Genomic DNA, 20,488 nt, shown 5'->3' with positions numbered 1-20,488 from the left:
GCCTTGTCATGTAAAAAGGCTGCGACAAAGGCAGATAGTCCTTCGTTGCAGTCGTCAGAGATAGGGTGAGCCAAGCCAGAGCACCTTTTCAATAAGCCGTACGACAAACGGCCGCGCCCTGAGCTTTTCGAGGTCTACCCGATGTGCCGTTTCCAGGATCGTGCCAATATGGTCGTCGATCGTGCTGGCAAAGCCGCGATCGAGTACCTCGAGATCCACCTCGAAATTGAGCCGCAGGGAGCGTGGATCGAGATTGGATGAGCCGACATAGGCCCAGATACCGTCGATGGACAAAAGCTTGGAATGGTTGAAGGCGCCTTCGGCGCGCCAGATGCGGCAATAGTTCTTCAGCATCTGGTCGAATTGCGCCGTCATGGCCCGGTCGACGAGCACCAGATTGTTGGCTGTCGGCACGACGATATCGACCTCGACTCCCCGCCGCGCCGCCGTCACCAGCGCACTGATCAACTCCCGGTCGGGCAGGAAATAGGGCGACATGATGCGGATGGATTTGTGCGCCACCGACAGCGCGCCGATGAGCATCTTGTGATTGGTCTCGACACTGCGATCCGGGCCGGAGGCGACAACCCGCATGAAAACGGGCGCTCCCGGCTCGTTGGAGGGCGCGGCAATCCGCCATTCCCCGCCATTCAGGACTTCGCCCGTGGTAAAGCGCCAATCCTCGGCCGCCGTATTGAAGAGATCGGCGACTGCAGGACCCGTTACGCAGAAATGCATGTCGCGAGCGCTGTGCTCGTTTGCGAATTCGCGCGTGAAGCCCTGGCGGATATTCATGCCGCCGGTAAAGGCAAGTCGCCCGTCGATGCTGAGGATCTTTCGGTGGGTACGCAGGTTGGCATAGGGCAACCGCAGACCGATGATGACGTTGCCGTTGAAGACGTCGACCTGCACGCCGCCTTCGCGCAGATAGCCCATGATGCTCGGCACGGAATAGCGGGCGCCGACGGCATCGATGAGCACGCGGACGCTGACACCGCGCTTGGTCGCGGCAATCAGGGCATCGGCGATGCGGAGGCCGATCGGGTCGCGATCGAAGATATAGGTCTCCATCAGGATACTGCGCTCGGCGCCGTCGATTGCGGCTTTCATCGCAGCATAGGCGACATCGCCGTTCGTCAGCATCTCGATCGTGTTGCCCGTGCTCATCATATAGCGAACGACGCGGTCGCCGAGCGTCTTCATCGAACCGAACCGATCGCCGAACCGCCGCCGCACTTCGCCGTCATCGGCGTCGAAGCTGGAGAGCTCGCCATTCGCATCCTTGCGGAAGAGCGCGTCGCGCTGCGAGCTGAGCGAGGCCCGGCGGATGCGATTGATGCCGGCGACAGCATAGAGGACGGCACCAATGATGGGCGACAGGATGATGACGCCGACCCAGCCGATCGCAGCTCGGACATCCTCTTTGGTCATGGCCGCATGGATTGCAGCGGCTGCCCCCATCACGATGGACAGGACGGCGAGAATTTGGCCCCAATGGGCAGCCACGAGGTCGATCATGATGCAAGTATATCCTTGCCCGCAAAAGCTGCAATGAGCGGGCCGGCGATCGCCAGGATGTCATCAATAGCGGTGCGAAATCTCATCTTATTAGATAATTTTAATTGAACCCCGTTCTGACCAGCATCATACTTAGGGTGCTTCGGCTGCTTCGCTACCGTCCCCACGGTAACTACTGTTTCTTGTTTGAAGCGCCACTGCGGTTCGACAGTCAAGATCGAAGAACGCTAGCCATAGCGTCTTGGCTGTTCGGGGGAGGCGACAAAGCCCGCGTTTCAAGAACGGGCTCGTTCATCAAAACCTTGTTCAATGATGCGAACGGAGAACAGCAGATGTTGGAATCTCGGGACGAATGGATCAAGAAGCGCGCATACGCCATATGGGAAGAGGAAGGCTACCCTTCCGGTCGCGACGTCGAGCACTGGGCGCAGGCGAGCAGTGAGCGCATCGCGCTTGAGAAAACGGCAGCAGACGGCGGCACGATCGATATCAAGCCCAAGGCGAAGCGCAAGACGGCGGTCGCCGCGGCGGCTGTTGCCGAGGAAAAGCTGGCCAAGCCAGTAAAGAAGATATCGAAGAAGGCTGCAGCCGCGAAGATATAGGACGCGTCAGCTTTTAGGAGTGTGGCGGAGATGAGGGCGGCTCGATGGCAACATCGAGCCGTCTCTCTTTTCGAGACGGTAGCTGGCGGAATATTCGCAATAATTTCGGTGATTTGGCTCTCATCCGCGAAATAGTTGTCACACATCGATGCTACAGATAGCGAAGGGAGCTCAGCAATGTGTGGCAGCTATATCGATGATCTGGACATGACGGCTGTGGCGATTGGCGCAGCGCGCCGGCCTTTGTGTCTTGCCGCTGGATCGGAGCTGGTGCGATGACATCACTCCTCGTGCTTGCTGTGCTCTATCTTCTGGCGGCCTTGGTCCTCATTCTGATCATCGATCGCTCGGTCGGCGTGTTTTTCCCTGCTTCCGCCAAGCAACGTGCGGCTGTACGGCATGATCGGCGCTTGCGGGTGCTCCCGAGCAGTCTGCTATCCGGCAATCGCAGTTCTTCCGGCCAGATCTCGGAACCTTTTCCCTGACGACGGGTTGGTCTTTCTTCCCAGCAAGGAGAAAGATCATGCCCCGAGGAGACAAATCCGCCTATACCGACAGGCAGAAGCGCAAGGCCGAACATATCGAGGAAGGCTATGAAGACCGCGGCGTTTCGCACGAAGAGGCGGAGCGGCGTGCCTGGGCGACCGTAAACAAGGAAAGCGGCGGCGGCAAGAAGTCAGGCTCCGGTCGCGGCCATTCCGAAAACCACGAATCGTCCGAAAAGGGTGGCAGGATCGGCGGGCGCGCCGCTACGAGCCGACCCGCTGCGGAGCGCTCCGCCTCTGCAAAGAAGGCGGCTGCGACGCGTAAACGCCACGAGCACAACACACATTCCTAGGCCATTGGTGAGAACTGGATGCGATCGTCGAGATTCATTCGGCCGTCGCTATGAAGTTCATAAGGTTTCCTGTGTATATGCCTCCGCCTGTAATCGTCGATTGCCTCTTATCTTTCGGGATGTCGGCGCTAAATTGCAGTCTTGCGGCGATCATTGCAGCGGATTGCTCTCAATATCGGGGAGATGAAACCGAATGGCCTATGAACTCTATTATTGGGATGGCATTCAGGGGCGCGGCGAATTCGTCCGGCTGGCGCTGGAGGAAGCCGGCGCAGACTATGTCGATGTTTGTCGTGCTCCTGCAGGCAGGGGGCAGGGTATGCCCGCCATGTTCGCCATCATGGAGGGTAAATCTGAACTCGGTCTCCCATTTGCCCCACCGTTTTTGAAGGACGGTGATCTCATTATTCCGCATGTGGCGAATATCCTGATGTATCTCGGGCCGAAGCTGGGTCTGGCGCCAAGAGACGAAGGAAAGCGCCACGTGTTGAACGGCCTGCAGTTGACGATCACCGATCTCGTCGCCGAGGTACACGACACGCACCACCCGATCGCGACGTCGAAATATTACGAGGATCAGAAGCAAGAGGCCAAGGCGCGGGCTGCAGAATTCATCGAAAACCGCATTCCCAAGTTCCTAGGCTATTTCGAGAAAGTGCTTCAGCAGAACCCCGAAGGGCCGAGCCATATCTTCGGCGGAGAATTGACCTATGTCGATCTTTCGCTGTTTCAGGTCTATGAGGGACTTCGCTATGCCTTCCCCCGCGCGACGGCACATCTGGATCGGCGATATCCGTATCTGACCGCGCTGCACAGAGCTGTCATGAAACGGCCCAACATTGCTCGCTATCTTCAGTCCGATCGCCGCATTCCCTTCAATGAGAACGGCATTTTCCGGCACTATCCGGAACTGGACAAAGATGTGGCCTAAGCGATGCTGCTTTATCAGTTCATTCCCGCATGCTGGATCGTCTGGCTGTTGATCTGGCTTTTCGCTTCGTTCGGCGTCAAGAGGAGCGTGCGACAGGAGGACCCCCTGTCGCGGCTCGGCAATACCGTGCCGATCTGGATCGGCGCTTTCCTTCTTGTCGTCAATCCGTCCTGGCTGGGTCCCTTGCGGTTCCGCCTCATCCCACAGGATCTTACATCCTATGCGATCGGCGCGGTTCTGACCTTCATCGGTCTCGTTTTCGCTGTCTGGGCTCGCTATCATATCGGGCGCAACTGGAGCGGGGTAATCACTCTCAAGGAGGATCATGCGCTCATTCGCTCCGGTCCTTATGCGCTTGTGCGGCACCCGATCTATTCCGGTCTGATGCTGGCCATTATCGGCTCGGCAATTGCGCGCGGTGATATCGCGGCCGTCCTTGCGATCATCGCAGTGCTCTATGCCGTGTTGCGCCGCGTGCAAATCGAGGAAAGCTGGATGAATGAGACGTTCGGCTTGGCCTATGCCGATTATAAGGCCAGCACACCGGCGCTGGTCCCGTTTCTGGTATAACGTCAGACCTTGAGCGGTGATGCCGCCTTGAAAAAATCGGCCCAGGGATCCGTACTCGGTTGGCCGATGCGCGATGCCGCATTCTTTACGGTAAAGGAAGCCGGCCCGATCCTGCCGTCCAACTCGTCCCAACTAACCGGCATCGAAATGGGAGCGCCCTTTCTTGCGCGTGTCGAATAGGGCGCCACGGCAGTATTGCCGCGACCGTTGCGCAGATAATCGATGAAAATATGGCCCGCCCGTTTCGCCTTGCTGGCAACCGACAAATATGTCTCCGGGCTATCGGCGCTCATGGCATGGGCGATCGCCTCGGCAGCATCCTTGACCTGCGGCCAGGTCGCCTGCGGCTTGACGGATGCGACCACATGCAATCCCTTGCCGCCGGAAGTCTTGACGAAAGAGTTTAGCCCCAGCGTGGAAAAGCGTTCCCTGATCTCTTTTGCCGCGGTCACGACCTTGTTCCAGACGACATCCTCTCCGGGGTCGAGATCCATGATGATCATGTCGGGCTTTTCCCAATGATCCGTCGTCGTGCCCCAGGGGTGAATTTCCAGCGCCGCGGATTGGACAAGGGCTGCCAGGCCATCGAAATCCCTAATCTTCAGAAGCTTCGCAGCGTCCCCATCTTCTGGATCGGCAATTTCCTCGATATGCGGATTGATGCCCTTCCAGGCATGTTTCTGGAAGAAGCGTGGTCCATCGATGCCATCCGGACACCGCAGGAGAGCGAGGGGACGGTTGACGACGAAAGGCGCCATTCTACGCCAGGCCAAAGCGTAGTAATCAAGAAGGTCTTGCTTGCTGACCTCGTCGCCGGGCCAATAGATCCGTTCCGGATGGGTCAATTCGACTAACGTCTTTATGCCGTCGGGAATGGGCGTCTTTGCCATCCGCATGCGCTCCATCTTCTGCGACGCGAAGGCGCCGCGCCGGGCAAGACTAGCATTGCCCGGCACACAAAGCGACCGATGGCGGCATCTCACGGCATGAGTTGGCCGCCATTGACCTCGATGATCTGGCCGGTAATGTAGCCGGACAGCGTCGGAGAGGCGAGGAAGAGGTAGGCGCCGACACAATCTTCCGAAGTGCCGACAAATCCCATGGGGATCGTCTTGCGCTGCAGCTCCATCTGCTCGTCGTTGGTATAGCGCTCGTGGAAAGGCGTTGCGATGACACCGGGTGCGACCGCGTTGACGCGGATCTTGTCGTTGACGAATTCCTTGGCGTGGCCATGGGTAATGGTCGAGACGAACCCTTTGGAAGCCGCATAGAGGATCGCGCCGTTGCCGCCGCCATTGCGAGCGGCGATCGAGGTCGTGTTGATGATGAAGCCGCCCTGCTTCTTGAGATGAGGATGAGCGGCACGGGTCGCCGCAAGCACGGAACGGGCGTTGAGGTTCATCACCCGCTCGTAATGCGCATCCGTCATATCGGCGGTCGGAAGCCGCCCGAGCATACCGCCGGCATTGTTGATCAGGCCATCGAGGCCACCCAATGCGTCTACGGCGTCCTTGACGACGCGCTCGGTCTCTCCGTCTTGTGAGACATCACCTTGAATGAGATGGACCGTACCGCCGCCGACCTTGATTTCATCGGCCAGTTTTTCCGCTGGTTCGCGGCTTGCATTGAAGTGCAGGCCGATCTTCATGCCCTGTGCAGCAAAGGCGCGCGCGACGGCAGCGCCAATGCCGGTTGAAGCACCTGTGATCAATACTCTTTTGCCGGCAAGATCGGGAATGCGAATGGACGCAAGCGATTGCGCGAGTTCTGCCATGACGACTCCTCCTGAACGTCGACCAATCATACGACGAAATATGCGTTTGTCTTATCAGGCTCCGGGGCGGAAAGGCAATCACGCCAAGCGCGACAAAAGGGCGAGATGAGATTTCGTGGAGAAAGCGTCCGTAATCTGCGGAAAATAAAAGAGTTTTTCTTGCATTTGAAGTTAAAGCTTCGATCGAAGTCGCAGAAGCATTGCTCCACACCCATCTTGCAAATGGACAAAACGATCTGGCGTGGCGCCGCTGCGACGGATAAGGAAGCTACCAGGAGAGTCGAACGCGTGCGCCTGTTACGATGAAACGATGGCTACCGCGGCTTTCAGCAACAGGGAAAAACTAAGGACATCATGAGCAAGAACAAGCTGATCCGCTTCGACGTCGCCGACAATCAGGCTGGCGGCCAGCGACGTCCCTTCGCCAAGGCCGTCAGGGCAGGCGATTTCGTTTATGTCTCGGGCCAGGTTCCGACCATCAACGGTGAAATCGTCACCGGCAATATTGTTACGCAGACCGAGCAGGTCATCGCCAATATCAAGGATGTCCTTGCCCTTGCCGATTGCACGCTCGAGCACGTGGTGAAAGTGAATGTGTGGCTGGATGATGCTCGCGATTTCTCGAGCTTCAACGCCGTCTTCGAAAAGTATTTCATCGATCATCCGCCAGCCCGCTCGACCGTTCAGTCGCCAATGATGGTGGATGTGAAAGTCGAAATGGATGTTGTCGCCTACAAGCCACTCGACTGAGCAAACGCTGATTTCGCCTCGATTGCGATGCAGCAAGGGCTGCATCGCAATCAATCTCGCGTCTGTTTGCGATGGTGCGTCCAGATGATCAATCTCCCGAATATTTGCTCTTAAATCCACAAGCCGGCAGGGCGCCTGTTCGGGTATTGTGGATGAGCCACGCTTTTTCGCGATTGCGCTCCGTGTGACCGCTACTGCAAACGCGCCACTGCGCGGTGGCTCCCGATATCTCCACACAATTTCCGGTAGCGACGGTGGGGGCGCCGACATCGGCGGCAATCCTCCAGACCTCAAAATCAATGCCTGTTGATTTCCAATCAGCGATTGACGAGTTTCAAAACTAACGATTAAATCAATTTGATTGACTACTCCAAAACAGCAAGAGGGGCTGGAAATGAGAATAAGGAAAAAGTCATTACGCAATCTATTTCAGCGGACATCATTGGCAGCGGCGGCGCTCAGCGCTTCGCTGGCATTCAGTGCAGGTATCGCCTCCGCGGCTGAATCCGTACTGACGATGCATATCGAGGAGCAGACCAGCTGGGTCAGCAACTTCAATCCTTTCGATCTTGCCGGGCGTCGCCAGAGCACGATGGATTTCATCTACGAGCCATTGGTCATCTTCAATGCTAATGATGGCGGCAAGCCGGTCTGGCGGCTTGCGACCAGCTACAAGTTTTCCGACGATCTGATGTCGATCACCTATGAGCTGCGTTCGGGCGTGAAATGGTCGGACGGTCAGCCGCTGACCTCGGCCGACGTGAAATACACGATCGATCTGATGCTGAAGAACCCGGCCGTCGATACCGTCGGTGTCGGCCAGACCGTCGCATCGGTCGAGGCACCGTCGCCGACAGAGGTGACGATCAAGCTCAAGGCCGTGAATTCCGAATTCCCGGAATCGCTCGCGGATCTCGCCGTCGTGCCCGAGCATATCTGGAAAGACGTTGCCGATCCGGTCGCCTTCAAGAACGAGAAGCCGGTCGGATCCGGCCCGATGACCGAAGTTCGCCGCTTTACGCCACAGGTCTACGAGCAATGCCGCAATCCGAACTACTGGGATGCAGCATCGCTGCACGTCGATTGCCTGCGCCTGCCACAGATCTCGGGCAACGACCAGATGCTGGCGCTGCTGCCGGAAGGCACCGTCGATTGGATCGGCTCGTTCCTGCCGCAGATCGACAAGACCTTCGTCGCGCTCGACCCGCAGCACAATGGTTACTGGCAGCCGCCGGCGGAAACCGTTGCTTTTGAGATGAACTTCAAATCCACGAATGCCGGCAATCTCGAGGCTTTCAGGGACCTCAACTTCCGCCATGCCTTCAGCCTGGCGATGGACCGTAAGTCGATGGTCGATATTGCCGGCTTCGGCTATCCGGTCGTCAACCTGCATGCCAGCGGCCTGCCGCCGCGCTTCGAGAGCTGGCGCAACAAGGCTGCCGAGGGCGATAAGGACGCCTTCATGGGTTTCGATACCGACAAGGCGAACAAGATCCTCGATGACGCCGGCTACAAGAAGGGTGCCGACGGCTTCCGTACGACACCGAACGGCAAGCCAATCACCTTCACCGTCATCGTACCGAACGGCTGGACCGACTGGATTGACGCGGTGCAGATCGCCGTCGAAGGGCTGCGCGCTGCAGGCATCAACGCCTCGGTTGCCACGCCCGAATACGAGCAGTGGCGCAAGCAGCTTCTCGATGGGAGCTTTGATGTCGTCATGAACTCGCGCGCCGACAGCGCAACCCCATTCCAGGGCTATTATCAGAGCCTTTCGACGGCCTATGCCGGCAAGCTCACCGTCGCCGCGGCACGCTACTCCAACCCGAAGCTCGATGCGCTCTTCGATCAATATCTGAAGTCGTCTTCCGATGAGGATCACAAGAAGATCTTCAACGATATTCAGGTGCTGATCGCCGACGATTTCCCGGTCGTTCCGGTCTTCAACGGCCCGACCTGGTACCAGTATTCGAGCAAGCGTTTCACCGGTTGGGTCACGGACAAGGACCCGGTGATGAACCCGGAAAACCACGACAACAACCGCATGCGCCTCATGCATCTTCTGCGTCTGAAGCCGGTCCAATAAGACCACAGCGAAGGAAGCAGAGATGCGTGTTTCAAGCCGGCGCCTCGGCGTCTACGCGGTGGCCTTGGCCTTCGCGATCGTCGTGAACTTCATTCTTCCCCGGCTCATGCCGGGGAGTCCCGTCGATGCCATGGTCGCCCAGCTCGGGCCGCGGGCCACACCCGCGGCTGTGGAGGCGATCAAGGCCCGTTTCGGCGAGATCGATCAGCCGATTATGATGCAGTTCCTTGACTACCTTAAAGGCCTTGCCACCTTCGATCTTGGCGTTTCGGTCAAATATTACCCGCAGACAGTGGTCCAGGTGCTGAGCCGAGCCACGCTTTGGACCATCTTCCTTGTGGTCACCGCGATCATATTTTCGCTGTGTGTCGGCGTCGTGCTCGGCGCCATCGCGGCCTGGAGGCGTGGCGGGCGGTTCGATACGATCGTATCGCCCTTTGCTGTCATCCTGTTCTCGATACCGCCCGTCATTGTGGCGCTCACGACCCTGTTCGTCTTCGCCGTATCGTTGCGCTGGTTTCCTGTGGGATATGCCTATGATCCCAATCTCGATCCAGGCTTCAATTTCACCTTCTTCGGCAGCGTGTTCATGCACGCGATCCTGCCGGTGCTGACGCTGTCGCCTTTCCTGATCGGCGAGTTCCAGACCACCATGCGCTCATCCATGATCGTCGTGCTCGGCGAGGATTACGTGACGATGGGGCGAGCCAAGGGGCTGAGCAATCTCGCCGTCATGTTCGGCTATGGCGCGCGCAATGCGCTTCTGCCGGTCCTCACCAATCTTGCTCTGATGCTCGGCGCCGTTTTCGGCGGCTCGATCGTCACCGAGATCGTCTTCAACTATCCGGGTCTCGGCCTGACGCTGTTTACCGCCAGCGTGGCGCGCGACTATCCCGTCATCCAGGGGCAGTTGCTGCTGATGACGCTCGCAACCCTCGGCGCCAATTTTCTCGTCGACATCATCTACGGTCTCGTCGACCCGCGATTGAGGGAGGCAGGCCGATGAGCTTCTCCTTCCGATCAATTTTCAGCCAGAAAAAGGCGCTTGTCGGCTTCGTCATCGTCGCCGCGCTATGCCTGATGGCGATCTTCGCGCCGGTGATCGCTCCCGGCGAGCCAGGAGCTCGTGTCGGCCGCTCGCATCAGCCGCCATCCGTCGAGCATGTATTCGGTACGACAAAGATGGGCCGCGATGTCTACAAGCAATTTGTCTGGGGCGCCAGAAGTTCGCTTTCCGTCGGCTTCGCCACGGGCATCGCTATTACCGTGCTCGGCACCGCCATCGGCCTCATCGCCGGCTATACGGGCGGGAAGACGGATGCTGCGCTCGATCTCGCTACAAACGCCGTGCTTGTTATCCCGAACATGCCGCTCCTCATCCTGCTCGCTTCCTTTGCGGGTACTGTCGGCCCGATAACGATCATGACCATCATTGCGCTGACGTCCTGGCCGTGGGGCGCGCGCATGACACGCTCGCAGACGATGGCCTTACGCAACCGCGATTTCGTCACCGCTGCCAAGATGATCGGCGAGCCGGCCTGGCGCATCATCTTCGTCGAGATCTTGCCAAACCTGACACCGCTCATCGGCATTAACCTGGTCGGCAGCATCATCTACGCAATCGTCGCCCAGACCACGCTCGAATATCTCGGCTTCGGCGATCCGCTGAAGGTCACCTGGGGTACCATGCTCTATAATGCCCAGAACGCCTCGGCCATCATGGTCGGCGCCTGGTGGGATATCGGCGTGCCGGCCATCGGCATCGCGCTGACGGGGCTCGGTCTCGCGCTTATCAACTTCACTTTCGATGAAATCGCCAATCCGCAATTGCGTTCCGGCCCGGCCTTGACCCGCTGGTTCCGCCTGACGCGTGCCCGCAATCGCATGATGAGGACCGAGCAATGAGCGACAATCTGCTTGAGATCGAACACCTCAACATCGATTACCTGCTCGACAAGGGCGATTTCCGGGCGGTGAAGGATGTCTCCTTCAATATCGGCCGCGGCGAGATCTTCGGTCTTGCTGGTGAATCCGGCTGCGGCAAGAGCACGATTGCCTATGCGATCACGCGGCTCTCCAAAGCTCCGGCCTGGATCAGCGGCGGCAGCATCCGCCTTGACGGCCAGGATCTGCTGAAGATGCCGGAAGGCGATCTGCAGAGAATCCGTTGGAAACGCATCGGCATGGTGTTCCAGAGCGCCATGAATTCGCTCAATCCGCTGATGCGGGTAGAGGCGCAGTTCCACGACGTGCTGCATCGCCATACCGGCTGCTCACGCCAGGAATCGCGTGCGCGGGCCGAGGAGATGTTCAAGCTGGTCGGTATCCCGCCGGATCGCGTCGGCGATTACCCGCACCAGTTTTCCGGCGGCATGCGTCAGCGCATCGTCATCGCCATCTGCCTGGCGCTGCGTCCTGAACTCATCATCATGGACGAGCCGACGACGGCGCTCGATGTCGTCGTGCAGCGTGAGATTCTGGAGCAGGTTCTCGACCTGCAGCAGACCTATGGTTTCTCGGTGCTCTTCATCACCCATGACCTGCATCTGATGGCACAGCTTTGCCATCGTATAGGCGTCATGCTGAAAGGCGAATTAGTCGAGGTCGGCGATGTCGCCCAGGTCAGCCAGTCGCCCGTTCACGAGTACACGCGCAAGCTCTGGAATGCCATCCCGCAGCTTCCGGCCAGCGCCCATCCTCTCGGAGTTTTCGCATGAACCCGCAGATACAGGCCGTAACTGCAGAACCCGTCATCCGGCTTGATGATATCCAGCGCCACTTTGGTCCCGTGCACGCATTGAAGAGCGTTTCCTTTTCGCTATTCGCGGGAAAGGCGCTGGCATTGGTCGGCGAGTCCGGCTGCGGCAAGACCACCTGCGCCCGCATCATCGCCCGGCTCGACAAACCGACGGGCGGCAGGCTGCTGTTTCGTGGGCAGGATCGCACTGCACGCGGTTCGGGCAGGGAAGAGCGGATGTTCCGCAAGGACGTCCAGATGGTGTTTCAGGATCCGTTCTCGTCGCTCAATCCGGCCTTTACCATCAATCATCACATCGCAAGGCCGCTGCAATTGCACGGTGGAGACAAACCCAAGGCCGAGCGGGATGAGGATATAGCAAAGCAGCTGGAAAGCGTTGGGCTCGATCCTTCGGTGACGCGGCAGAAGTTCCCGCACGAACTCTCCGGCGGCCAGCGCCAACGCGTCAACATCGCCCGTGCGCTTGCGGTATCTCCGAGCGTGTTGGTCGCGGACGAGCCGACCTCGATGCTTGATGTCTCGATCCGCAAGGACATTCTCGATCTGCTGGCGCGGGTAAAGCGGGAAAAGGATCTCGCCATGCTCTACATCACCCATGATATCGCGACGGCAGCCCATGTTGCCGAAGAGATCGTGGTGATGTTTGCCGGTCAGATGGTCGAGTGGGGCGAAACCAATGCCGTCCTTGCCAATCCGAAGCATCCCTATACGCAGCTTTTGCTTTCGGCCGTGCCGGATGGTGGCCGCAGGTTTGTGACCGGCGGCAGCGCTCGCTTCCTCGAACAGGCGGAAAAGATCCGCGCACTTAGCCGACCGGTCTCGACGGTGGTCGAGGAGGTCGGCCCCAATCATTTCATGCGTGCGCTGGTCGCATCGAGTTAGGAGGAATTCCCTTGGACTACCTAGTCAATCTATCGACCCTGCCGATTGACACGCAATCGCCCGAGCGCATGGCGAAGGCTGGTGTCACCATCCGCCGCGCGTTGCCGCCGGAATTGCGACTGATCACCGGCTGGGTGGCTGAACATTTCAGCGAGGGCTGGGCAAGCGAGACGACGGTCGCGATGACCCGCCAGCCGCCGACCTGCTTCATCGCCACCCGTAATCGCGAGATTGTCGGCTTTGCCTGCCACGAGGCGACGGCGCGCGGTTTCTTCGGCCCGACCGGTGTTGACGAGAGCGTGCGCGGTCTTGGCATCGGTCGCGCGCTTCTCTTTGCCTGCCTCAATGACGCAAAGGCCATCGGCTATGCCTACACCATCATCGGCGATGTCGGCCCCTCGGAATTCTACGAGAAGACGGTCGGCGCGATCCAGATCCCCAATTCCGCACCCGGCATCTACGCCGGCATGCTCAAGCTTTGAACGATCCTTCAGGAAGAGAGAATGCTCATGTCCACACCGCGATCCCCGGCTCTGCGGCTCGAAACCACCTGGAACCCGCCGACCGAGGAAACGGAATTTTCCTATGTGTTGCGGCTGAAGAACCTGTCATCGGAGCCGCTTTGGGGCTTCACCCTCTGCGTCAGCGGTCCCGGTCGTGTCGATCCAGCCGGCGTTGTCGAAGGTGCAACGGTTACCAAGCGGCTGTCCAATTTTACCGAATTCCAGCCGCCCGAGGGCTTCCTGCTGGCCGGTGGCGGGATATGGACGATCACCGTTCGTGCGCTAAGCTGGCAGTTCCGACATTGGAACGATGGCGCCAATAGCGCCTATCTCGCATTTGCCGATGGCACCACGGTTTCACTTGGCACCGAGCCGACGCGCACGTCGTCAAGCAATGCGCCGTTGAAGCGCGGCGCAGAGGTCTATCCGGTGCCGTCCAATCCGCCGGTGCCGCTGGCGATCATTCCCTGGCCGAACCGTGTCGCCGTCTCCTCCCGTCGTCCGCTTCCCGCGGGCTTTGCCTTGAAGGCCACGGCGCCGGAGGCGCAGGCTGCTGCTGAAAGCTTTACCACTCTTGTCGAGCATCTCTTTTCGGCTGAAGGACTGATCCGCTCCGAAGCGGAGGGTGCCGTGCCGGTGGAATTGCGAGAGGCCGATGGTTTGGGCGCCGAGGCCTATAGGATTGCCTTTTCGCCAGAAACCATAACGGTCGAAGCGAGCGCGCAGACCGGCTTCGTCTATGGTCTTGTCACCATCGGCCAGATCTGGCGCGGCGCGCGCCTGCATCCGCAGGCTTTCCATTTCCCTGCTGCCGGCGAGATCGTCGACGAGCCCGCGATGAGTTGGCGCGGCCTGCACCTCGATGTCGCACGGCAATTCTACGGTTCGGCTGAAATCAAGAAGCTGATGGCAGTGCTTGCCTGGAACAAGCTGAACCGCTTCCATTGGCATTTGTCGGATGATGAAGCGTGGCGTGTCGAGATCGATGCCTATCCGGCTCTGACCGAGATCGGCGCGTGGCGCGGCCATGGCCTGCCGCTGCCGCCGCTTCTCGGCTCCAGCCCGGCTCGCACCGGTGGTTATTACACCAAAGCCGTTGTGCGCGACATCGTCTCCTACGCTAAGGGCCTTGGCATCGAAGTTCTGCCGGAGATCGATATACCCGGCCATTGCTATGCCATGCTCCAGGCAATTCCCGAGCTGCGCGACCCGAATGAAGCCGGCAGCTATTATTCGGTCCAGGGTTTTCCCGATAACTGCCTCAACCCGGCGCGTGAGAAGACCTATGAAGTGATCGAGACGATCCTTTCGGAGCTGATCGAGCTTTTCCCGTTCAAGACGATCCATATCGGTGCCGACGAGGTTCCCCTCGGCGCCTGGTCCGGCTCGCCGGAGGCGCTGGCACGCTTGCGCGAGATCGCCGGTGATGACGTTGCGCAAGCGCATGCCAAGCGCCTGAACGTCATCACCAACACGCACGGGGCCGACGATATTCATGGCTCGGGCGCGGCCTTCCTGCAGGCGGAATTCCTGGAGCGCATCCAGGCATTTCTCGCTTCAAAGGGTTGCGTGACAGGCGGTTGGGAAGAGGCTGCCCATGGCGACAGGATCGACAAGGACAAGAGCTATCTCTGTAGCTGGCGTAACGTCGAGGTCGCGGCCGAGCTTGCCGGTCGCGGATACGAGATTGTCGTTTGCCCGGGCCAGGTCTATTATCTCGACATGGCGATGCGCCCCGATTGGGACGAGCCGGGCGCAAGCTGGGCAGGTCATTCGGATCCGGAGAAACTCTACACTTTCGATCCCATCGGTGGGTGGACGGACGCCCAGAAGGAAAAGCTTCGTGGCATTCAGGCCTGCATCTGGTCGGAATCGATGACTGACCGGGCCATCTTCGATCGGCTGGTCTTTCCGCGTCTTTCGGCACTTGCCGAAACAGGCTGGACGAAGCCCTCGGCCAAATCCTGGGAACGTTTCAAGGCATTGGCCGGCACCATGCCGCTGCTCTACGGTCTGCATCAATTCTGACAGCCTGATGCGGGGCTCTCAGGCGCGATCCACGTTGGCCGCGCCTGAGTTAAATCAGTAATACAAGGCCGGCTCTATTCCCGGCCGTTCAAGAATGAATAACGGCACGATGCGTCAACGGCTTCTGGAGGACATCGAACTGCGGATTTGTTTCGGAAAAGATGGGCAGCGCGGCCGCGCCTAAAATGGCGGTATCCTTGCCGCTGGCGCCGATCATCAACCGCGGAATGCTGCGCTCTTCCGTTGGGTTGACCGGGGTGTGCAGAGGCTCGACGCTTTCGGCCAGCCCTGTCATCAAGGATGTCGGTGCACTGCCGCCAAGCACGATTGTCTGCGGATCGAAGGCCAGCTCGAGAAAGTCGATTGTCTGGCGCAGCGGCTGCACCGCCTGTTCCAGCCATGCCTTCAAGCCATGACCGTTTGCCGCGATCAATGCATCCAGGTCGTCGGGATCCAGCTCCTGCGCATTCTCTATGCCTAGACATTCGTAAGCGACGGATGGCGAGACGTAGCGATCTAGGCAGCCGCGTTTGCCGCAGGTGCAGAGCCTGCCATGCGGCTCGACGATGATATGGCCGATTTCGCCGGCATTGGCGCGGCTGCCCTTGTAGAGATGGCCGTCGAGGAACATGCCGGCACCGATGCCGCCGTCGCCGGCCAGAAAGAGATAGACGAAGCTGCCAAGGCCGCGGGCAACGCCATAGAGCCGCTCGCCGATCGCCGCTGCCGTGGCATCGTTTTCGACAAGCACAGGCAGGCCGATCAGGCGTTCGAGTGCGCTGGCAACGGGGAAGTCTTGCCAGCCCGGCAGATTCAATGGACTCAGCGAGGTTACGCCGCCATCGGCGTAGCGTCCTGGCAAGGCGATACCGACGCCAAGCAGTCTGTCTCGATCAAAGGAAAAGGCTTTCTGCAGATCCCTGACAATCTCCGCAAGGACCGGCATCGCCTCGGTCGGTCCCGGCCTGTCGACATGGCATTCGACGCGGGCGCAGACCGTGCCGGACAGATCGGTGAGCACGCCGGCCGCACGCTGGCGCCCGAGTTCCAAACCGATGGAGTAGGCGCCAGCCGGATTGATCATGTAGGGCGTAATCGGTTGACCGCGGGCGATCTTCTGCGCCTCCATCGCGATCAGGAGATGCGAGCGCGCAAGTTCCTCCACGATATTCGAAACCGTCTGCGTGGTCAGCGCTGTCATGCGGGCAATGGCGGCCCGCGACATCGGGCCATTGGTGCGAATGGCTTCGATCACGACGCGCCGGTTGTGAGATTTGGCCTGTTCGAGATTCGTGCCTGAAATAGTCTTCATGAGAGGATAATGGAGCACTCAGTTCGTGTTGCTGCTTGTCGCGCTTCGCCAGTGCGTGAGGTGAGGGTGGCCGCATGACTTTGCTTGCCCTATGTGGGCAGTTTCTATTCTTTTGTCGATCGATTCAAGACTGGGTCGGCCCAGGTCCGTGCCGTTTGAGAGATAATACAGAAGGCTTTTTTCTTTTGCGTGGATGATCGGCGCATATCTTTACTCCGGTGGGCATTCCGTTAGATTCCGCTAACCCGGTCTTTTGCCGGAATAGCGCGGAGGAATTCGATGATCAGACTGCTCGGAATAGCCATTATCTCGACCTGCATCGCAGGCGGTGCGATGGCAGCGGATGCGACATGCAAGGCCCAGGCTGCCGACAAGAAGCTGGCAGGCGCCGCATTGACGAGTTTCACCAAGAAATGCGAGAAGGATGCCGCAAGCGCCTGCGATACTCAGGCCGCATCGAAAAAGCTTGCCGGTGCCGCCAAGACGAGCTTCGTCAAGAAGTGCACCTCCGACGCAGTCGGCAGCTGAGCTGATCGTCCGAACTCAGGATTTCTCAAAACACTCCGGCCGTCGCCGGCGGCCGGATCACAAAAGTTGCTGGTTCTCAATGGTGCACGGTGACGTTGCCATATTGCGAGATATTCCTCGCTTGGCAGCCAACCGCGCTCAGGCCATACTACTCTTTGCGGTAGGTACCCTGCAGGGTCACGCCGTTCGCGAAATCGCACGTGCCCCCCTGCGACACACGCCAGGTCTTTGCGTTGAGGCGATCGAGGCCGATCTTGCACGCGTCTCTGGAGAGTTCAGCATGTTCTTTCGCCAGCGGCACGACGCCGTCGAGACTGTCGGCATTGACATCGCCGGCATCTGCTCCGCCCGGGCCAACGAAAGTCGAGGAGAGCGAAACTGCGAGGAGACCATCGACCGGCCCGAAGATCGCAAGGTGGCCCTCATTGCCGTCGGCGCTGTTCGACTGGAAATCCGTTGAAGCGCTTTGTCCGCCCTTAGTCCTCAAGAGAGACGCAATCTGGTCGTCATAGGCCTGCCGGGCGCATGCTGCATCGCTGCAGGATTGCACTTTGGTGATCCAGCGCAGCTGCCGTTCCCGAACCTTGTCCGCATCATCGCGTTTCAATGCGGCGGCATAGAGATCTCTCACCATCGCATCGCGAGCAAGCAGCGATTTGTCCTGACAGATCATACGGTCGCTTGGCGAGCCTGGCTTTGAGCAATTGATCCCCGCGGCTTCGACAGGTATGGCAGAAAGGCCGATGATGATCATGGCCGAAACGGATTTTGCTATCTGCATGAGGCACCTCCATCACCCGATACGTCAGCTAATTATGGCTGCTCGCGGCTTCGTAAAGATCATGCCGGCGTGCAGTTGAACTGGGCCGAATATCGCGTCGGCATTTGAAGATCGTCGGTATTCTCCTAATTTGCATTGAGCAGATGGACATCAATGGGGAGGTCACGTGGAAGGTGAAACGCAATTGTCCGGCAGGGTCACATTCCTGATCGTCGGTTCCTTGTTTCTTGCCATCACCATAGCAATGGGAGCCCTGGCACTTCATCTTTATCGGACCTATGCAAATGCGACCGCCATGGCAGCATGCACGGTTTTCTCCTGGGGCTTCGGCAGCATGCTGATATCGATGGCGCTCGTGCTTCTGACCTCGAAAAAGAAGGTGCGGGGCAGGGTCCGTACCAGGCGCGGCAAGGTGACGGTCACGCTCGGTAATCGATCACCGGGCTCCAATGGTCACGTGACCGGCGATGGCGTCGAAGCCGAAGGCGAGGCGGGGGTGCCCATCACAAGCATAATCCCCTCGCTCTTCCTGGTCGCCTCTTCGATCGGCTTGGCGCTTCTCGGTCTCTTTCTTTTCGGCCACCACCGGCTCGACCTTATTGGATCGGGAATGTTCATCGCATTCGTGATCTATATCGCGAACTGGAGCAGGCTGGCCTGGCCGCGCGAATAACGCCCTTGTGCCGGTAGGGCGGGTAGAAACTTCGCCGGCTATTACAACCTCCTGCATCGTCGTCAGTAGACGATCCGATGTCAGGCTGCATCCTTGCGACCGTTTTCGACTGAGTGCTTCGCCTCCAGTGGATCGAGATCCACTCGATATGCAAACAATCTGCGGCTGGCTCTGACACTTAACGGAATAAGCAAGGGCAGAAGCAGATCGCGCAGAAACAGGTTGAGCCGACTGTTTTTCCGTTTCCTGGAAGCATTTTGCCGGGTGAGCTTCACCACGCGGGCAATGCGTGGGCGCCGCAAGGTTTCGTAACGGGCAAAGGCGGTACCGTAGTCGAGCGTATCCGCCAGACAAGATGACAAGACCACCGCATCTTCTATCGCCATTGAAGCACCCTGGCCGGCATGCGGGCCGATGGCATGCGCGGCGTCGCCGAGCAAGACGACACGCCCGCTCGACCAGACCGGAAGCTGCGGCATGTCGAAAATGGGATAGCTGCGCTCGATCATGTCAACAGTGCGAAGGATCGAGCGATTGGGTTCGGGATCGTCGGCATGCATCTGGCGGACGTGAGCGGCCAGTGCCGTCGGTTCCAGTGCGCGTACCGCGTCCGGCGTGTCGGCGGGGAAGGAATCGAACCAGTAGACGGGCTGGGAGGCCGTCTTGAGGTAGCCGAAGAAGGCTTTCTCGCCGAAGGTCATGCGCATCACGCCATCGGTATCCGGTATGTCGGCATCGACGATGCCGCCTGTGCCGATCAGGCCAGTAAATTGCGGTAGGGGATAATCCGGAAATATTTGCGTGCGGACGAAGGACCGCAGTCCGTCGGCGGCGACGAGCAGGTCGACGGCGAGACCCGCACCTTCGGAGAAGTTGAGCGTTACGGCATGCGGGAGATTGTCGACCTTGGTCACGCGCCGGCCAAATTGCATGATGATGCCTTCGGCCTGGCACTTTTCGATCAGGATGCCTGTGAGAACGCCGCGCCTGATGGTGACGGCGGGCGTGCCGAATGTCGCCAAATGGTCGCTCTGGTCGACGAGCGCGAGCCTTTTGCCGCGTGCGTTGCAGAGTTCGATGGCGCGGGTCTCCAATCCCTGGCGCAACACTTCTTCGCAGCTGTCCACTGCTCGCAGCCCGTTCATGCCGTTGGAAGCGAGTGTCAGAAATTCTCCTTCGGACAAGGCGGCCTCTCTTGAGCGGGCTTCGAACAGTATTGGACGAAAGCCCAGCCTTGCGAGGCGGAGCGCGAGCACAAGCCCGCCAATGCCGCCGCCGCATATGCCGATCGTCGCCTCGTGGTGTGTCGCTCGATTCATGGTTGCGGCAGGATCGTCAATGGGGCACATTGGTTCTTCCTTCTAATAGTTTGACAAATGAATTATTCGATGATCGAACAAAAGTCAAATGAAGAACAGCATCGCCTCATGGAAGCGATCAGCCTTGCCTGCATGCGCTGGCAGGAGGTGACCGAGAGCTTCGACGAAACCTTCGGTAAGCTGCATGGGCTCAATAGCGCCGAGCGGCGCTGCCTTAGCGTGATCATGCGCGCGCCGCAGCCTGCGAACGCCGTGGCCAAAGCTATCGGCCTTGCGCCTCCGTCGGTTACGGCCTTGATCGACCGTCTTTCGGCGCGCGACCTTCTGCACCGCGTTCCCGATCCCAACGACCGGCGTCGCGTGCTGGTGGCACCATCCGAGAAGGCGATCAGGCTAGGACGCGAAGCCTATGGTCCGATCGAGCAGGCCGGTGCGCAGATGCTCAAACAGTTTTCCGAGGCGGAAAAGCAGGTGATCTTGCGCTTCGTCACGCAAGCCATCGAGATGCAGGAGCGGGAACTCGAGCGGCTATTGCAGCAGGACAAGAGCTGATTTCGATCATCGAAAGGTGGGTTGAATGCGTGTGTTCGGTCGGCTCTTGAACTCGCTGACGGGACATCTCATTTGAATAGTCA

At 59.1% G+C, this 20,488-nt stretch carries 23 protein-coding genes; 16 read left to right on the top strand and 7 right to left on the bottom strand.

Translation table 11 applies throughout. The annotated features are described in order from the left end of the window. Positions 1-54: 54 nt before the first annotated feature. On the bottom strand, positions 55-1,518 hold the full coding sequence (locus PH558_RS29970; RefSeq protein WP_285208063.1) for a phospholipase D-like domain-containing protein: 1,464 nt from the start codon (positions 1,516-1,518) through the stop codon (positions 55-57). Beyond that, the gene (locus PH558_RS29965; RefSeq protein WP_285208062.1) at positions 1,515-1,733 is read right to left on the bottom strand and encodes a hypothetical protein; all 219 of its coding nucleotides are present in this window, start codon (positions 1,731-1,733) and stop codon (positions 1,515-1,517) included. Before PH558_RS29965 ends, PH558_RS29970 begins: the two co-directional genes overlap by 4 nt. 117 nt (positions 1,734-1,850) lie before the next feature. Between PH558_RS29965 and PH558_RS29960 the strand changes: the two genes are divergently transcribed. The 5 genes from PH558_RS29960 to PH558_RS29940 all read left to right on the top strand — a co-directional run bounded on the left by PH558_RS29960 (position 1,851) and on the right by PH558_RS29940 (position 4,459). Next, positions 1,851-2,120: a DUF2934 domain-containing protein gene (locus PH558_RS29960; RefSeq protein ID WP_095437466.1), complete on the top strand. Its 270-nt coding sequence runs from the start codon at positions 1,851-1,853 to the stop codon at positions 2,118-2,120. Between the two features lie 275 nt (positions 2,121-2,395). Next, a complete protein-coding gene (locus tag PH558_RS29955; RefSeq protein WP_285208061.1) occupies positions 2,396-2,605 on the top strand; it encodes a hypothetical protein in 210 nt (69 codons plus the stop codon). 38 nt (positions 2,606-2,643) lie between these two features. Beyond that, entirely contained in the window at positions 2,644-2,958 is a 315-nt protein-coding gene (locus PH558_RS29950) for a plasmid stabilization protein (RefSeq protein WP_285208060.1), read from the top strand. 193 nt (positions 2,959-3,151) lie between these two features. Further along, complete coding sequence (locus PH558_RS29945) at positions 3,152-3,889, top strand: glutathione S-transferase (RefSeq protein WP_285208059.1); 738 nt, start codon at positions 3,152-3,154, stop codon at positions 3,887-3,889. A gap of 3 nt (positions 3,890-3,892) precedes the next feature. After that, positions 3,893-4,459 (top strand): methyltransferase family protein, encoded by a 567-nt coding sequence (locus tag PH558_RS29940; RefSeq protein WP_095437470.1) that lies wholly within the window; start codon positions 3,893-3,895, stop codon positions 4,457-4,459. A gap of 2 nt (positions 4,460-4,461) precedes the next feature. On the opposite strand, the gene ligD is transcribed toward PH558_RS29940, so the two are convergent. Together ligD and PH558_RS29930 are read right to left on the bottom strand one after the other, a co-directional pair. After that, on the bottom strand, positions 4,462-5,349 hold the full coding sequence (gene ligD, locus PH558_RS29935; RefSeq protein WP_285208058.1) for a non-homologous end-joining DNA ligase: 888 nt from the start codon (positions 5,347-5,349) through the stop codon (positions 4,462-4,464). Between the two features lie 89 nt (positions 5,350-5,438). Next, a complete protein-coding gene (locus PH558_RS29930; protein ID WP_285208057.1) occupies positions 5,439-6,233 on the bottom strand; it encodes an SDR family NAD(P)-dependent oxidoreductase in 795 nt (264 codons plus the stop codon). Positions 6,234-6,587: 354 nt separating this feature from the next. On the opposite strand from PH558_RS29930, the gene PH558_RS29925 reads away from it, so the two are divergent. From PH558_RS29925 to PH558_RS29890, 8 genes are all read left to right on the top strand, one after another. Continuing rightward, positions 6,588-6,983, top strand: a complete 396-nt coding sequence (locus PH558_RS29925; protein WP_095437472.1) for a RidA family protein — start codon at positions 6,588-6,590, stop codon at positions 6,981-6,983. A 394-nt stretch (positions 6,984-7,377) separates the two neighbouring features. After that, complete coding sequence (locus tag PH558_RS29920; RefSeq protein WP_285208056.1) at positions 7,378-9,069, top strand: ABC transporter substrate-binding protein; 1,692 nt, start codon at positions 7,378-7,380, stop codon at positions 9,067-9,069. Positions 9,070-9,091: 22 nt separating this feature from the next. Further along, complete coding sequence (locus tag PH558_RS29915; protein ID WP_285208055.1) at positions 9,092-10,075, top strand: ABC transporter permease; 984 nt, start codon at positions 9,092-9,094, stop codon at positions 10,073-10,075. Further along, positions 10,072-10,974, top strand: coding sequence for an ABC transporter permease (locus PH558_RS29910; RefSeq protein ID WP_285208054.1), 903 nt, complete (start codon positions 10,072-10,074; stop codon positions 10,972-10,974). The genes PH558_RS29915 and PH558_RS29910 overlap by 4 nt, the downstream gene beginning before the upstream one ends. Then, positions 10,971-11,786 carry an ABC transporter ATP-binding protein gene (locus PH558_RS29905; protein WP_285208053.1) on the top strand — a complete coding sequence of 272 codons (816 nt, stop codon included), beginning with the start codon at positions 10,971-10,973 and terminating at the stop codon, positions 11,784-11,786. Before PH558_RS29910 ends, PH558_RS29905 begins: the two co-directional genes overlap by 4 nt. After that, positions 11,783-12,709 carry an ABC transporter ATP-binding protein gene (locus tag PH558_RS29900; RefSeq protein ID WP_285208052.1) on the top strand — a complete coding sequence of 309 codons (927 nt, stop codon included), beginning with the start codon at positions 11,783-11,785 and terminating at the stop codon, positions 12,707-12,709. Before PH558_RS29905 ends, PH558_RS29900 begins: the two co-directional genes overlap by 4 nt. A gap of 11 nt (positions 12,710-12,720) precedes the next feature. After that, complete coding sequence (locus PH558_RS29895; protein WP_095437478.1) at positions 12,721-13,191, top strand: GNAT family N-acetyltransferase; 471 nt, start codon at positions 12,721-12,723, stop codon at positions 13,189-13,191. A gap of 21 nt (positions 13,192-13,212) precedes the next feature. Continuing rightward, entirely contained in the window at positions 13,213-15,240 is a 2,028-nt protein-coding gene (locus PH558_RS29890) for a beta-N-acetylhexosaminidase (RefSeq protein ID WP_285208051.1), read from the top strand. Positions 15,241-15,328: 88 nt separating this feature from the next. On the opposite strand, the gene PH558_RS29885 is transcribed toward PH558_RS29890, so the two are convergent. Beyond that, on the bottom strand, positions 15,329-16,552 hold the full coding sequence (locus tag PH558_RS29885) for an ROK family transcriptional regulator (protein WP_285208050.1): 1,224 nt from the start codon (positions 16,550-16,552) through the stop codon (positions 15,329-15,331). Positions 16,553-16,831: 279 nt separating this feature from the next. Between PH558_RS29885 and PH558_RS29880 the strand changes: the two genes are divergently transcribed. Next, the gene (locus tag PH558_RS29880; RefSeq protein WP_095437480.1) at positions 16,832-17,080 is read left to right on the top strand and encodes a hypothetical protein; all 249 of its coding nucleotides are present in this window, start codon (positions 16,832-16,834) and stop codon (positions 17,078-17,080) included. Between the two features lie 148 nt (positions 17,081-17,228). Here PH558_RS29880 and PH558_RS29875 read toward each other — a convergent pair whose 3' ends face one another. After that, a complete protein-coding gene (locus PH558_RS29875; RefSeq protein WP_285208049.1) occupies positions 17,229-17,861 on the bottom strand; it encodes a lysozyme inhibitor LprI family protein in 633 nt (210 codons plus the stop codon). Between the two features lie 166 nt (positions 17,862-18,027). On the opposite strand from PH558_RS29875, the gene PH558_RS29870 reads away from it, so the two are divergent. Beyond that, entirely contained in the window at positions 18,028-18,534 is a 507-nt protein-coding gene (locus tag PH558_RS29870) for a hypothetical protein (protein WP_285208048.1), read from the top strand. A gap of 80 nt (positions 18,535-18,614) precedes the next feature. Here PH558_RS29870 and PH558_RS29865 read toward each other — a convergent pair whose 3' ends face one another. After that, positions 18,615-19,883, bottom strand: a complete 1,269-nt coding sequence (locus PH558_RS29865) for an FAD-dependent monooxygenase (RefSeq protein WP_285208047.1) — start codon at positions 19,881-19,883, stop codon at positions 18,615-18,617. Positions 19,884-19,922: 39 nt separating this feature from the next. On the opposite strand from PH558_RS29865, the gene PH558_RS29860 reads away from it, so the two are divergent. Beyond that, positions 19,923-20,405 carry a MarR family winged helix-turn-helix transcriptional regulator gene (locus tag PH558_RS29860; protein ID WP_285208046.1) on the top strand — a complete coding sequence of 161 codons (483 nt, stop codon included), beginning with the start codon at positions 19,923-19,925 and terminating at the stop codon, positions 20,403-20,405. Positions 20,406-20,488 lie beyond the last annotated feature (83 nt).

The organism is Rhizobium pantanalense (assembly GCF_030182525.1).
In the GTDB taxonomy this organism is placed as follows: domain Bacteria; phylum Pseudomonadota; class Alphaproteobacteria; order Rhizobiales; family Rhizobiaceae; genus Rhizobium.
The sequence above is the reverse complement of the archived record's forward strand: the minus strand, read 5'-3'. Positions and strand labels throughout refer to the sequence as shown.

What these genes read in the sequence shown, in the direction of transcription:
- PH558_RS29970 (WP_285208063.1), bottom strand. Translation starts at nt 1,518, where the DNA reads ATGATCGACCTCGTGGCTGCCCATTGGGGCCAAATTCTCGCCGTCCTG.
- PH558_RS29960 (WP_095437466.1), top strand. Translation starts at nt 1,851, where the DNA reads ATGTTGGAATCTCGGGACGAATGGATCAAGAAGCGCGCATACGCCATA.
- PH558_RS29955 (WP_285208061.1), top strand. Translation starts at nt 2,396, where the DNA reads ATGACATCACTCCTCGTGCTTGCTGTGCTCTATCTTCTGGCGGCCTTG.
- PH558_RS29950 (WP_285208060.1), top strand. Translation starts at nt 2,644, where the DNA reads ATGCCCCGAGGAGACAAATCCGCCTATACCGACAGGCAGAAGCGCAAG.
- PH558_RS29945 (WP_285208059.1), top strand. Translation starts at nt 3,152, where the DNA reads ATGGCCTATGAACTCTATTATTGGGATGGCATTCAGGGGCGCGGCGAA.
- PH558_RS29940 (WP_095437470.1), top strand. Translation starts at nt 3,893, where the DNA reads ATGCTGCTTTATCAGTTCATTCCCGCATGCTGGATCGTCTGGCTGTTG.
- ligD (WP_285208058.1), bottom strand. Translation starts at nt 5,349, where the DNA reads ATGGCAAAGACGCCCATTCCCGACGGCATAAAGACGTTAGTCGAATTG.
- PH558_RS29930 (WP_285208057.1), bottom strand. Translation starts at nt 6,233, where the DNA reads ATGGCAGAACTCGCGCAATCGCTTGCGTCCATTCGCATTCCCGATCTT.
- PH558_RS29925 (WP_095437472.1), top strand. Translation starts at nt 6,588, where the DNA reads ATGAGCAAGAACAAGCTGATCCGCTTCGACGTCGCCGACAATCAGGCT.
- PH558_RS29920 (WP_285208056.1), top strand. Translation starts at nt 7,378, where the DNA reads ATGAGAATAAGGAAAAAGTCATTACGCAATCTATTTCAGCGGACATCA.
- PH558_RS29915 (WP_285208055.1), top strand. Translation starts at nt 9,092, where the DNA reads ATGCGTGTTTCAAGCCGGCGCCTCGGCGTCTACGCGGTGGCCTTGGCC.
- PH558_RS29910 (WP_285208054.1), top strand. Translation starts at nt 10,072, where the DNA reads ATGAGCTTCTCCTTCCGATCAATTTTCAGCCAGAAAAAGGCGCTTGTC.
- PH558_RS29905 (WP_285208053.1), top strand. Translation starts at nt 10,971, where the DNA reads ATGAGCGACAATCTGCTTGAGATCGAACACCTCAACATCGATTACCTG.
- PH558_RS29900 (WP_285208052.1), top strand. Translation starts at nt 11,783, where the DNA reads ATGAACCCGCAGATACAGGCCGTAACTGCAGAACCCGTCATCCGGCTT.
- PH558_RS29890 (WP_285208051.1), top strand. Translation starts at nt 13,213, where the DNA reads ATGCTCATGTCCACACCGCGATCCCCGGCTCTGCGGCTCGAAACCACC.
- PH558_RS29885 (WP_285208050.1), bottom strand. Translation starts at nt 16,552, where the DNA reads ATGAAGACTATTTCAGGCACGAATCTCGAACAGGCCAAATCTCACAAC.
- PH558_RS29880 (WP_095437480.1), top strand. Translation starts at nt 16,832, where the DNA reads ATGATCAGACTGCTCGGAATAGCCATTATCTCGACCTGCATCGCAGGC.
- PH558_RS29875 (WP_285208049.1), bottom strand. Translation starts at nt 17,861, where the DNA reads ATGCAGATAGCAAAATCCGTTTCGGCCATGATCATCATCGGCCTTTCT.
- PH558_RS29865 (WP_285208047.1), bottom strand. Translation starts at nt 19,883, where the DNA reads ATGTGCCCCATTGACGATCCTGCCGCAACCATGAATCGAGCGACACAC.
- PH558_RS29860 (WP_285208046.1), top strand. Translation starts at nt 19,923, where the DNA reads ATGATCGAACAAAAGTCAAATGAAGAACAGCATCGCCTCATGGAAGCG.